Origin of the sequence: Paenibacillus oleatilyticus, assembly GCF_018998565.1 — a bacterium.
GTDB classification, from domain to species: domain Bacteria; phylum Bacillota; class Bacilli; order Paenibacillales; family NBRC-103111; genus Paenibacillus_G; species Paenibacillus_G oleatilyticus.
The window spans coordinates 13,877-26,176 of record NZ_JAHNZO010000018.1 but is presented as its reverse complement, the minus strand read 5'-3'; the positions used below and the strand labels follow the sequence as shown (position 1 = coordinate 26,176).

Here is a 12,300-nt window from a genome sequence, read left to right as displayed (position 1 = left end):
TATTATGGAGAGCTAAAGACAGGAGATAATTACCACCAAGGAGTCAGATAAGCGTCGATTGTAACCGTGCAGCCAGCGGGTTTGCTGCCGGAATACCCGGACCAGCGCGCGCAATCATCATTACAACCTTGTCCCTTTACGTCCAGTTTTTCAATCTTGTCCGTAATTTTGACGATTTTCAACATAGTCTCACCTCCTTTCCCGTTTGATTCAAACCGTAATCCAACAATGATTTGTCTTTAGCTCTGTCCATCTATTGGGATAGTTCCGGATATTTCCTCATGATCCGATGCCGGATGGATTCAATGTTGCATAATACGGCAGAGGGCAGATGAGGGTCGCCGGTGATAACCTCATTGATGATTTTGCATCGGGGACCGACGCATTCGGAATAGTGCGTGCAACCGGCACAAACCTCATTTTTAATCACATACTGGCTGCACAAAGCTTTATGTCTGGTTCGATCTATCCCGATTTGAACGCTACCGATCCAGTACCGGTCGCGGCCGACTGCGTACGCACAAGGAAACAAATGACCTTCCGGGTCCACGTGGATGGTTTTGGTCCCGCCTGTACATAACCCTTTCTTTTTCCAGTCAATCGTATGGACAAGTCCTACAGAAACCTCTTTGTTCCGCATCCGCAGGTCGCAAAGAAGCGCGGCAATTTTATCAAGCTCCCTGTTCAAAACTTCCATGTGCTGCTCATCCCAACGGGGATCGAACAAATCGGCGTAGGGGACAATTATTGAAAATCCCAAATCGATCAGGTGCTTAACGTTGTCATATAAGCTTCCTACCGTCCGTGTAGTTATGGTGATTCGCGCTCGGATATCGGATCTGCTGCGAAGGAACGCTGAAATTTTTGCGGTGATTAGATCATAGGTTCCTTGTCCCCCTAACAGTACTCTGTTGCAGTCGTGGCTTTCGCGAGTGCCGTCAATACTGACGGATAAGGAGTAATCAAAAAATTCGCTCAGAAAATCGATTTTTTCCCTATCCAGCAATAAACCGTTAGTTGTGAGGCCGAACATCACCTTGACCGAAGGATCATCACGGTAATATTCCCTTAGACGGTTAGTCATGTACCGAATGACCTCGTAGTTCATGAGAGGCTCTCCGCCATGGTAATTTATAATTAATCGATTATCGCCGACTTTTCTCAAATGCCAGTTCAAATATTCAATCGTCTTGTCAGCCGTTTCCAAAGTCATAAATTTATTAGGCTTGGCCATTCCTTCGTAGCAATAACGGCAGGCCATATTGCAAGAGGTAGTAACCCAAATCGCTGCTAACATCCGCTCACCACGCTTATCGTATGATTTGTGGAACGGGTTCGGGTTCGCTCCAAATGATCGAGTACAACTGTTTTTTTCTGGATTTGCATCGCCGGTTGAAGGCTTCCTCGTCATCCTTAAGCATGTCCATATGCTGCAAACAGCTCCAACAAAACAAATTTACTTTACAATCCTTGCATTTGGAATGATCCGGCCACAGCTCATCCAAGTGTTTAGTTCCGGAATATGAGGCACAGGACCTTTCAAAAACCTCGTGCCGGAGCGTTTCCAGTTCATGAACGCTGCAAAGCTTATACCTGTCCTGAATTAATAACCCGCAAGGGTAAATAGAGCCGTCATAATCGATCAGGATTTCTTTCTTTCCGGCTCCGCACGTACACATGCTGGCAGCGCTTTGCAAGAATTCAAGATCGAAGCGGCCGGTAGCCGTCTCGAAGTCCTGAATCTCGTGGAAAGGAGACAAATGATCCTTCTGGATATAGCCCCTTCCAATCGGGGAAAAATGTCGAACGATGGCCCGCGTCCCCAATTCTTTATTCAGCAGGTGAAACTGTTCCTCCAAATGCTTGTTTTGGTCTACCGATACCATCGACAATGATATTTTGTAAAAGCCTTCTTTTTGAAGCAACCGAACGCTCTCTGTCACCTTGTCAAACACGCCCGGACCTCGAATATACGCACAGGAAGCTTCATCTACACCGTCCAGACTAATATCGATGCTGTCAATAAGCCGGGCTAAAATCCGGACATTCCTGCTATGAATTAAGGTTCCATTCGTTGACAAGGTTAATTTGCCTTCATATCGCTGTCGGGTATAGGCTAAAATCTCAAAAAAATCTTTCCGGAGCATGGGCTCCCCGCCGGAAATTGTCACGATCTCAGGGCTGCATTGCACAATTTTATCGATCACGGAGAATAGCTCATCGGTTGTCATCCCGTCCGCACCCGCACCGCTCTTGGCGTTATAGCAGCAATGAATACAGCTTAGATTACAGCGGTTGGTAATGGCGAAATAAATATGCTTCCATCGTGAATTATTCTGAGGCGGTTTTCCCTGGGGGGCAAGGATATCGATATAACGTAACTTCTCAAACAGTTGCTTAAAATAATTTTGATCGTCGGGATCTTCCAGGCAATTGATAAATTGTTCTTCCGTTAGTCCAAGATCCATCCCCTGTTTCAAGGCTTGGTAACATTCCTTCGATAGCTTTATCCACTGTCCATTTTTCAGGTTTCCTATAATCACGCGATTGCCATGTTCTATCGTGCGAGATTCTTTGTGAAAGGAAATCAATCTCATTCCCTCCTAACAGCCGTTTGTTGTACAACTACAAGATATCAAGAAAACAACTATCGAACTATATCCCCTACGAGATATAGTCAATTAGAATTTTGCTAATAAACTGGGCTTTATCCCTGACATGGGTCTTTCTGTAAATGGACTTGACGACGTTTCGCACCGTTCCTTCGGTTATCCCTAATGTGGCGGAGATGAAAAGGGCGCTCTGATTTTGGAGCCAATAGTACCCGATTTCACATTCTCTGGGAGAAAGTCGATGGGAACGAAACAGGTTGAATATCCGTTCCTTTTGGATCTTCGCCAATTCATTATCCAGCTTTCTGGCAATACTGCCAGCCATGCTATTCATCAGCAGCATTGCGAACATGTAATCATGTCCGCAAGGATAAAACATGCACAAAAACCCTTTGGTCGCGTTCTCGACTTGAATCGGTGTGCCAACGCTGGTAAACCCTTTAAATGAAACAAACTGGTGCTCATCCCCGTGCACGACAGCAGGTTTATGCGTCATCATGACCAGGGCGACTGCGTTCATGCCTAAATATGGCAGCGCCAAAGATGTGCCGACACCGATATTCATCGACTCCAGTTGAAGCATTAAGTCATTCGAGCATCCTATAGCCAACAACCAGCCGTCGGGATCTGTTAGCCCTGCAATGATCGGCAGGGACGGCAAAACTGTTAAAGATTCAATCTCCCCGGTAAATGCTTTAATCAAGGCGCTGCAAAGCGTCTGCCGCTTACTAAGCCGAGCGGGGTCGCAACGTTCAGGGATTGGATTCCGGGTGAGGGGAGGGCAACTTTTCTGCCATTGAAGAAGCGTAGCTTTGTCGATATCGGCCAGACAATGCCATTCACTGTGTGAAAAAGAACGATTGGGTTTGGTCAAAAACAACATGATCTTCTCCCTTCTTATCGGTATTGGACAAGTTAAAATCATGCTGTGCCTCATCCATACAACACGTCAGAATAAAATCTTGTTGTCGTAAAATAAAGATAATATATCTCATTATGTATTATTTGGAAAAATATAGCTGTGATTTTGTTTACAAAACTCCTGTAAAATCATCCAAAGTGGTAGAAACGGCAAACCGTTTCGTAAAATTGTCATAATTATCGCTACGATGCCAACCGGCACAGCGAAGTAAAAAAGGCACCGGGTTCACCGGCGGACAAGCATGGTAATGAAGAGAATAGAACGGATAGAGAGGAGCCGGGAGAATGGGCTTTCTTTTCATTTTGATCTATTTTGTCTTGATTTTTATCGTGCTGGAAATTGCCGTCATGCTGCTGGTCGTCACCGGTCTCGACAACGAAATCGCACGCTTCCAAGCGGTCTCCATGCTGACCTCCACCGGGTTTACCACCAAGGAGTCGGAGCTGATCCTGCGGCATCCCGTCCGGCGTAAGATCGGCGTATTTCTCATCTTGTTCGGGGTGTTCTCGCTCGCGGTGATGATCTCCACACTCAGCAACCTATTGGCTCAAAGCTTCCGCGTGCCGCAGCTGACAGGCGTGACGTTAGGGTTTGGCGTCGTTTTGCTGGCAACGAAAAACAAGCGTATCGTCAACAGCTTGAAGCGGCGGTTTCACAAGCATCTCAAGCAGGAATTTGAGCTGCACGAGCTTCCGATCGAGGAAGTGTTGTATTTTACAGGCAGCGATTTATTCACGGGCATTTCGATCTGCAAGGGGTCCGCTATGGCGGGGCGCGGGCTCCGCGACGTCTGTTGTCCGGAGGAGGACATCCACGTTTTGTTTGTACAGAGAGGAGAAACGAAAATCCGCAGCGGGTGTCTGCAGCTGTCCCTTCAAGAGGGGGATATCCTATACGTATACGGCGATAAGGAAGCGATCGAACAAAGGTTTCGCCGCGAACTCGAAGCCATGCGTCAAGAGGAAGGGAATGAGAAGCATGTCACCGAACTGTGAACCGCTTTTCGTCCAACTTTTTACGAAAAATTAATCTCCTAATCTTTTACAAAATGGTAAAATAGATTTGGGTGGTATGCCCCAATATAGAAAATACTGGAGGTAACTGATGAGATCCTTTAAAGCTGTTCTTGCAAAGACGGCACTGGCGCTTTCGCTGCTCCTTCCGCTGCCGGGATGGATAGGGGAGGCGCCGAAGGCGCTGGCGGAAGGGCCGACGGACCCTGCCCCGTTCCTGAATCCTACGGTCGTGAACGAGAATGCGGGCAAAAAAATTCTGTTCGACAACACGCACGGTCAGACGGCGGGGGCCGCGGATTGGGTTATTGACGGGGGATTCTCGGATTTCGCCAATGCGCTCGCGAACAATGGCTACTACGTCAAGGAGCTTCGCAAAACGACGCCGATCACGCTGAGCGACTTGAGCAGCTACGACGTGTTCGTGGTCGGAGAGGCCAACATTCCTTACAAAACAAGTGAGCAGGACGCGATGGCGCAGTACGTCCGGAATGGCGGCAGCATCTTTTTCATCGCCGACCATTATAATGCGGACCGTAACAAAAACCGCTGGGATGCCTCCGAGGTGATGAACGGCTACCGGCGGGGAGCCTGGACCGATCCGGCGAAAGGCATGAGCGCCGAAGAGCGCGCTTCCGACGCAATGCAAGGCGTGGCCAGCTCGGATTGGCTCGCCACGAATTTTGGCGTCCGTTTCCGGTACAATGCGCTGGGAAACGTTACGGCCAACCAGATCGTTTCGCCTAATCAGGCGTTCGGCATTACCCAAGGCGTCTCGGCGGTCGCGATGCATGCCGGTTCGACTCTTGCCATCATCGATCCTCTCAAGGCAAAAGGCATCGTATATCTGCCGCAGACGAACACCGCTTGGCCGAATGCGGTGGATCAAGGCGTATATAACGGCGGCGGAACGGCGGAAGGGCCGTACGCGGCTGTCGCCAAAGTGGCTGCCGGCAAGGCGGCATTTATTGGCGATTCGTCGCCGGTTGAGGATGCTACGCCGAAATACCGCCGCGAAGAAACGGGACAAGCCAAAACGACTTACGACGGCTTCAAGGAGCAGGACGACGGCAAGCTGCTGGTGAACATCGTAAACTGGCTTGCCAAAAAAGAAAGCTACACACAGCTTAACCAAGTTCCGAGCCTGCAACTGGACCAACCGACTGCGCTGCTGCCGTTCGAAAACCCGGCAAACTCGACCGAGCCGAAGCCGGAGCCGTGGGCGACGCCGGCGGCCGGGTATAAATGGTGGGACCGTTCGACGTTCAAGCCGGGGTCGTACGGCACCGGGTCGGTGGTCGGCAATCCGGCGTACAGCTTCGTCAAGCAGGAGCCGCTCCCGAACGCTGAAGAGTTTCAGATTCGTGTCGTCGTGGACAACTTGGCTCCCGGGACGACGGTGTCGAACTTAAGTCTGGGCATTTATGTATCCGGCGGGACCCAAGTGGCGAAGATCCGCAATGCGGACGGCTCGTGGCCGTCGGGCTACGGCTACAGCTCGAATTTCTCGCTTACGGCCAACAGTCAAGGAAAGGCTACGACAGATTTGACGGTTCAGATTAAGCCGGGAACGAGCAGTTCGGCCAACCTCCGGCTCAAACAAGCGGGCAACAACTTGAAGACGGAGGCTGTCACCATCTCGAATGTACCTGCACAACCGCTGCCTTAAAGCTTGGCGTTCACGCAGCCTAACCGAACGTAACGGTTTCCGATGAAAAAACAAAGCACTCTTCGCCAGCCGGCGGCGCCATGCGCGTCGTACGGGACGAAGAGTGCTTTTTATTTAGGAAACGGCGTGCTTTTCCGCTTCTTTTTTGGCGTGTTCGCGTTCCTGCCTCCGGCTAGCCAGCTTGCCGACGACGACAACCACCGCAGCCAGTGCGATTGGCAGCACGTAGTGACCGGCAGGGAAGCTTGTCTCGATCCAATGACCGACGGCTTTGTCGCTGAGCGTCATTTCCCCCGCAGTATAGCCAAGCAGTGCCGCTCCGAGCAGAACGATGACAGGAAAACGGTTCATGAGGCGCATCAGCAGCTGGCTTCCCCAGACAATCAGCGGGATGCTGATAGCCAGTCCCACTACGATTAACAGCAGGTTTCCGCCGGCGGCACCAGCTACCGCAAGCACGTTGTCGAGACTCATAACCAGATCGGCGACGATGATCGTCTGGATCGCTTCTCCGATCTTGCTGCTGGATTTCAAGGCTTCGGCGTTATCTTCGCCCTTCAACAATTTCACAGCGATATATAGGAGCAGCAGCGCTCCGGCCACTTGTACGAACGGAACTTTCAGCAGCCAGACGGCTACGAAGGTGAGGACGATCCGCAGCAAAATCGCTCCGAAACTCCCCCAGAATATAGCTTTTTTCTGTTGCTCCGCCGGCAAATTGCGGCAGGCCAAAGCGATGACGACGGCATTGTCTCCGCTAAGCACGATGTTGATCAGAATTAATTTTAGCAGCCCGACTAGCAGATCGCCTTCCATTCGCAGACTCCTTTCACATGCCTCAGTTTGCAATGCTTGAACTTGTCCATCTTACTACAAATTTATTTAATACGAAATAATTTAATATACAAAAGAACAAGCAGCGTCGTAAGCCGTCCCCCAAAAACCTGAATAAAAACCAAAAACAAATGAGAATATTCCATGTTCGGGTGTTTCCGTTTCCATATATAATTTAGGCGAGATTTATAAGCCGGCTGCATAAGAGAGGGAGCGAAGCGATGAGGGAGCTTGGAAAAGCGGAGGAACTGTGGAAGCAATTTGGCGGAGCTGCGTCGCTCTTCGAGCGGGATTGGGTAATGAAGCATGCGGAGGCTGCAATGCGGACAAGGCCCGTCGCGATCACGGATTGGCCGGCGCCGCTGAGCGAAGGAGGCCCTAACGATTATTATTCCAATGGCGATTATTGGTGGCCGAATCCGGATACGCCGGACGGACTGCCCTATATCCGGCGGGACGGGGAGAGCAATCCGGGCAATTTTGATAGTCATCGGCACCTTCTCCGCAGCATGCGGACGCGCACGGCGCATTTGGCAGCGGCCTATAAGCTGACAGGGGAAGAGGCCTATGCGGAAAAGGCGGCGTCTTTTTTGCACACCTTCTTTGTGGACGATGCGACCCGGATGAATCCGCAATTGGCGTATGCTCAAGCGATTCCGGGCATTTGCGCGGGGCGAGGCATCGGCATTATCGATACGCTGCATTTGATCGATGTGCCTGTCGCGATTGAGGCGTTGAGAACATCGCCGCATTTGACGTCGGCGCTGTATGAAGCGCTTCAGCGCTGGTTCACTGATTACTTGCACTGGATGCGTACGCATAAGAACGGAATCGAAGAAATGAACGAGGGCAACAATCACGGCATTTGCTGGTTTGTGCAGGCGGCCGTGTTCGCACGGTTTGCGGGCGACGGGGAGATGCTGGGCTTTTGCCGCCAACGTTACAAGGAGTCGCTTCTGCCGGAGCAAATGGCTGCGGACGGCAGCTTTCCACGGGAGCTCGGCCGCACGAAGCCTTACAGTTACTCGATTTTCGCACTCGACAACTTGACGACCTTGTGCCACGTGTTGTCGACGCCGGAGGACGATCTATGGCGCTTTGAGCTGCCGGATGGCCGGGGGATCCGGCGTGGCTTCGAATATTTGTTTCCGTACCTGGCCGACAAAAGCGCATGGCCGCTTCCCCCGGATGTGGAGCATGACGAAGGCTGGCCGGCGAAGATATCGTCGCTGCTGTTTGCCGGACTTGCGCTGAGGCGGCCGGAGTACGTTGAGCTGTGGCGGGGGCTGGGCTCCGACCCTGCGGATTCCGAGGTGCGGCGCAATATCGCAATTCGCCAGCCGCTGCTTTGGTTAAAGTAGCGCAAATACAAAAAAAGGACCGGGCTTCCTCGGAAGAAGCACCGATCCTTATTCGCTGCCTTAAGGCTGCATGACCTTGTCGATCAAGCCGTAGGTCACCGCATCGTCCGCGGACAGGAAGTAATCGCGGTCCATATCCCGCGCCACCTTCTCCAGCGGCTGGCCCGAGCGCTCGGAGACGATCCGGTTCAGCCGGTCCCGGGTATCGAGGATGCGGTCGGCATGAATTTTCATATCGGACGCTTGCCCCTTCATCCCACCCCATGGCTGATGAATCATGACCTCGGCGTTAGGCAGCGCATACCGCTTGCCTTTGGCTCCGGCGACGAGCAGAACGGCGGCGAAGGAGGCGGCGAAACCGACGCAGATGGTCGACACGTCGGGTTTGATGAACTGCATCGTATCGTAAATCGCGAAGCCCGCAGTGGTTGAGCCGCCCGGCGAATTGATGTAGAGATGAATGTCTTTCTCGGGGTCTTCCGCCGACAGCAGCAGCAGCTGCGCGGTGATCGAGTTGGCTACTTGATCGTCGATCTCGCTTCCGAGAAAGACGATGCGGTCTTTCAGCAAGCGGGAATAAATATCGTAGGAACGCTCCCCGCGGCCGGTTTGTTCCACGACGACCGGTACATAGTTCATGCTTGATGCCCTCCTTGTGTGGCTCAGACCGCTCAGGCGGCCAGCGCTTGAATAGTTGTGCCTCCACGGCTCAGGCCGCGTTGGCTGCGTGCAGTAAAGCCCGAGGAAACCATGATGAGAACTTCCTCGGCGCCTGACTCTCCGGTTCGCGAAGGCAGCGACCAGCGGGTCACGGTCGCTTCCGAGCGGTCGTTTTCGGCCTGCCGGTAATCGTCCAGATGCGTCACCGGCCGGTTGTTTCGCTCGGCTTCCCGGTTCCTTTGTGGCTCCGACCACTGCCATACGACGGCCGGGGAGCTGGCTCCGCCAGCTTCGGTTGCGCCGTTCTGCTTTGCTTCGTGCTTTTGTTCGCGTTCCATTAGTCATTCCCTCCCGAGGATTGATCGATCTGCGGATACACGGCCAGCACGACCTGATACGGGTCTGCCGGTTCCGCTTCGTTCGCCGGTTTGCGGTACTTGGCGGTCAACTGCCGGACAAGGGCGGCGTATTCCTCGACAAAAGCGTGCCGCTCCTCCGCATCCCGGAGAGAGACTTGAAATTGCAGCGATGCGCTTGGAATGTCCTGGCCTTCGTCCGAATGCTCCATCAGGAGCAGCGCATCCTGCTTGATGCGTTCCGCCGTTTGAACCAGATGGGACAGGGAGCCTTGGTCCTTGAGACGACGGACCGTCTCCGGCTTCATTCCCAGCTGATCGGACAGGATGAACGTCTTGGCGACGGCTTGATAAAGCACTTCGACCAGGTTGCGTACCTGCCTCGTACCGACCCGGCGCACGAGCCCGGCTTTCTCCAGCGCCTTCAAGTGATAGTTGATCCGCTGCGGCGCTTCGCCGATCGCCCGGGCCACTTCCGCCGCGGAAGCGGGTGCCGCCAGCCGGGCGGCAATATCCGCCCGCAGCGGATTGAGCAGCGCCATGGCTTGCTCCGGCGCTTCAATCCGCAAGCTTTCCAATATGTCTTCGGTCACAGTGGTTCATCTCCGTAAAACGATATTTTCTACGTAAAAATATATTATTACGTAAATGAATAGTTGTCAATAGGCCTGAGAAATATCCCTCGACAGCAGCGGAGCATGGGATGGAATAGCAAAAGAGCGACACACGATCTTAAAACTCCGTAATTATTTTCCTTTCGATCCCGTTTAAGATGAGCTTAGAACAAAAGGAAAGTCAAGATGCGCCGAAGCTTTCGAGGGAAGAGCGCCGTGCAAGCATAGCACCGCTGGCGTATAATCCGGCGCTTCGAGAAGAGTCCGGTGCGCGGACCGGACGCGGGAGCGGTTCGCGCCCAAGCAAAGGAGGGCTTCCATGAACGGGGTCGATGTGACGCATAACGAGTTGAGGGACGCCGGGCTACGGGCAACCGGGTTCTACTGCTTCGGCACCGGATGCCAGAACGAAGTGATTTCCGGCAAGAAGAACGGCGAGGCGTATTTATTGCTATTGGCATTGAAAGGCCGCGGAGAACTGCGGATGGACGCGGAATCGTTCGTCGTTCTCTCCGGCTACTATTATCTCGTCCCTCCGGAATACGGTTGTAAACTCGCGTTGTCGACCGAAGGGCGGGCGCTCGGCGTCCGGTTCGAGTTGCGCGACGGCGGATTGGAGCGGATCGTCCGGGCCATACCACGGATGGGAGCTTGCGGCTCGGCCGCGGTGTCCGACATCGAATATTGGCTTCAGGCGGGAGGAGTGCCGGGCGATGCGGACGATCCTCTGGCGTTCTACCGGATGGACGCGGCGGTCAAGACGGTGCTGCTTACCTTGGCGCGGCTGGGCACAGGGCGGAAGCCGTTGACTCACGAGGTTCGCTCCGAGCAAGCGTTATCCGGCGGCGGTCCGTTTCCGATGGCCGATTACATCCGCAATCATTATGCGGCCAAAGTCACACTCGACGATATGGCCAAGCGCTTCGGATTCCACCCGCATTACATCATACGGATGTTCAACCGGCGGCTCGGGATGAGCCCGATTCAATATCTGCAGGAAGTGCGGCTTCTCAAAGCAATGGAGCTGCTGGAAACGACGAGCATGACCGTGACGGAAATCAGCGAAAGCGTCGGTTGGACGACGTCCTACTTTTCCCGGCTGTTTCATGAGCGCAAAGGCGAGTCGCCCTCGCAATACAGGAAAAAGAAAATAAAGTCCGCGGTCTCCGCGATGAAGCATTTTTAACGGCTCCAGGTATCTTACTTCGAAAAAAAGAGAGGCGAACGGGATGAAATGGGAAATGCTGCCGGCGCCGCGACATGGCGGCTTCCGGATGGAAGGGTACTGGGTATGGTGCGGCTCCGTTGTGCAAGGAGAGGATGGAAAATATCACATGTTCGCTTCGCGCTGGCCGAAATCGCTGCCGATGCATCCGGGCTGGCTTCTGCAATCCGAGGTGGTCCGTGCCGTGTCGGATACACCGGAAGGGCCGTATGCTTTTCAGGAAGTCGTGCTGCCGGCCCGCGGCGCCCAATACTGGGACGGGCGCAGTACGCACAATCCTCACATCGTGAAGCATAATGACCGGTATCTGCTGTTTTATATGGGCTTGACGCATCCGCTCAGCGATCCCGATCCGGAAACGTTCGAAGGTTTGGGCGATCCCCGAACCATCGTGGCTCGGGCGAACAAGCGCATCGGCCTCGCTACCGCGCCCAGCGTGTTCGGTCCATGGACCCGGCAGGACGCTCCGATTCTCGGTGTGCGGCCCGGCAAATTCGACAGCTTCCTGACGTCGAACCCGGCGCCGAGCGTCGATGAGGACGGCTCCGTGCTGCTGATCTATAAAGCGCGCCAATATGAGGGCAACGTTCACGGCAAAATGACCATCGGCGCGGCCGCGGCCGATCATTACGAAGGTCCGTACCGGGTGCTGCAGGAAACGCCCGTTTTTCCGCCGGAGCGGTTCCATCTCGAAGATCCGTTTATTTGGCGGACCGAGAACGGCTATGAATTGATTGCCAAAGATATGGACGGCACCGTCTGCGGCGAAAAATACGGCGGGATTCGCGCGCATTCCCGGGACGGGCTGAATTGGGAAGTAAGCGAGGAGCCCCAAGCGTACTCGCGTACCGTTGTCTGGGATGACGGAACGGTCACGACGCTCGGTAATCTGGAGCGCCCGTTTCTGCTTTTTGATGCGAACGGCAAGCCCACGCATCTGTTTGCCGCGGTGTCTGACGGCGTGAAGGGCTTTTCGGATTGCAGCAACACCTGGAATCAGGTATTTCCCTTAAAGACGATATAGCCGGGGATAA

General features: G+C 53.5%; 12 protein-coding genes and 1 pseudogene. 5 read left to right on the top strand and 8 right to left on the bottom strand.

Annotation, left to right across the window (positions count from 1 at the left end):
- Positions 1-29 precede the first annotated feature (29 nt).
- The 4 genes from KQX66_RS21870 to KQX66_RS21855 form a co-directional block, all read right to left on the bottom strand.
- The gene (locus KQX66_RS21870) at positions 30-185 is read right to left on the bottom strand and encodes a hypothetical protein (RefSeq protein ID WP_216794932.1); all 156 of its coding nucleotides are present in this window, start codon (positions 183-185) and stop codon (positions 30-32) included.
- A gap of 68 nt (positions 186-253) precedes the next feature.
- Positions 254-1,297, bottom strand: coding sequence for a radical SAM/SPASM domain-containing protein (locus KQX66_RS21865; RefSeq protein WP_216794931.1), 1,044 nt, complete (start codon positions 1,295-1,297; stop codon positions 254-256).
- 13 nt (positions 1,298-1,310) lie between these two features.
- Positions 1,311-2,591: a radical SAM/SPASM domain-containing protein gene (locus tag KQX66_RS21860; RefSeq protein WP_216794930.1), complete on the bottom strand. Its 1,281-nt coding sequence runs from the start codon at positions 2,589-2,591 to the stop codon at positions 1,311-1,313.
- Between the two features lie 73 nt (positions 2,592-2,664).
- Positions 2,665-3,495: a helix-turn-helix transcriptional regulator gene (locus KQX66_RS21855; protein WP_216794929.1), complete on the bottom strand. Its 831-nt coding sequence runs from the start codon at positions 3,493-3,495 to the stop codon at positions 2,665-2,667.
- A gap of 323 nt (positions 3,496-3,818) precedes the next feature.
- On the opposite strand from KQX66_RS21855, the gene KQX66_RS21850 reads away from it, so the two are divergent.
- Positions 3,819-4,529: a TrkA C-terminal domain-containing protein gene (locus tag KQX66_RS21850; RefSeq protein ID WP_216794928.1), complete on the top strand. Its 711-nt coding sequence runs from the start codon at positions 3,819-3,821 to the stop codon at positions 4,527-4,529.
- 109 nt (positions 4,530-4,638) lie between these two features.
- Positions 4,639-6,213 (top strand): annotated as a pseudogene (locus KQX66_RS21845) (endonuclease); the annotation flags it as partial.
- Between the two features lie 117 nt (positions 6,214-6,330).
- On the opposite strand, the gene KQX66_RS21840 reads toward KQX66_RS21845, so the two are convergent.
- Positions 6,331-7,032: a TerC family protein gene (locus KQX66_RS21840; RefSeq protein ID WP_216794926.1), complete on the bottom strand. Its 702-nt coding sequence runs from the start codon at positions 7,030-7,032 to the stop codon at positions 6,331-6,333.
- Positions 7,033-7,271: 239 nt separating this feature from the next.
- Here KQX66_RS21840 and KQX66_RS21835 point away from each other — a divergent pair, with 239 nt between their 5' ends.
- Positions 7,272-8,411 carry an alginate lyase family protein gene (locus tag KQX66_RS21835; protein WP_216794925.1) on the top strand — a complete coding sequence of 380 codons (1,140 nt, stop codon included), beginning with the start codon at positions 7,272-7,274 and terminating at the stop codon, positions 8,409-8,411.
- Between the two features lie 60 nt (positions 8,412-8,471).
- On the opposite strand, the gene clpP is transcribed toward KQX66_RS21835, so the two are convergent.
- Genes clpP through KQX66_RS21820 form a run of 3 tightly spaced genes read right to left on the bottom strand, consistent with a single transcriptional unit; the run spans position 8,472 to position 10,020 of the window.
- Positions 8,472-9,050 (bottom strand): ATP-dependent Clp endopeptidase proteolytic subunit ClpP, encoded by a 579-nt coding sequence (gene clpP, locus KQX66_RS21830; protein ID WP_036681016.1) that lies wholly within the window; start codon positions 9,048-9,050, stop codon positions 8,472-8,474.
- 32 nt (positions 9,051-9,082) lie between these two features.
- Positions 9,083-9,409, bottom strand: coding sequence for a hypothetical protein (locus KQX66_RS21825; RefSeq protein ID WP_216794924.1), 327 nt, complete (start codon positions 9,407-9,409; stop codon positions 9,083-9,085).
- On the bottom strand, positions 9,409-10,020 hold the full coding sequence (locus KQX66_RS21820; RefSeq protein ID WP_216794923.1) for a helix-turn-helix domain-containing protein: 612 nt from the start codon (positions 10,018-10,020) through the stop codon (positions 9,409-9,411). The genes KQX66_RS21825 and KQX66_RS21820 overlap by 1 nt, the downstream gene beginning before the upstream one ends.
- Positions 10,021-10,360: 340 nt before the next feature.
- Here KQX66_RS21820 and KQX66_RS21815 point away from each other — a divergent pair, with 340 nt between their 5' ends.
- Both KQX66_RS21815 and KQX66_RS21810 read left to right on the top strand, forming a co-directional pair.
- Positions 10,361-11,227: a helix-turn-helix domain-containing protein gene (locus KQX66_RS21815; RefSeq protein ID WP_216794922.1), complete on the top strand. Its 867-nt coding sequence runs from the start codon at positions 10,361-10,363 to the stop codon at positions 11,225-11,227.
- Between the two features lie 43 nt (positions 11,228-11,270).
- Complete coding sequence (locus KQX66_RS21810; RefSeq protein WP_216794921.1) at positions 11,271-12,290, top strand: glycoside hydrolase family protein; 1,020 nt, start codon at positions 11,271-11,273, stop codon at positions 12,288-12,290.
- Positions 12,291-12,300 lie beyond the last annotated feature (10 nt).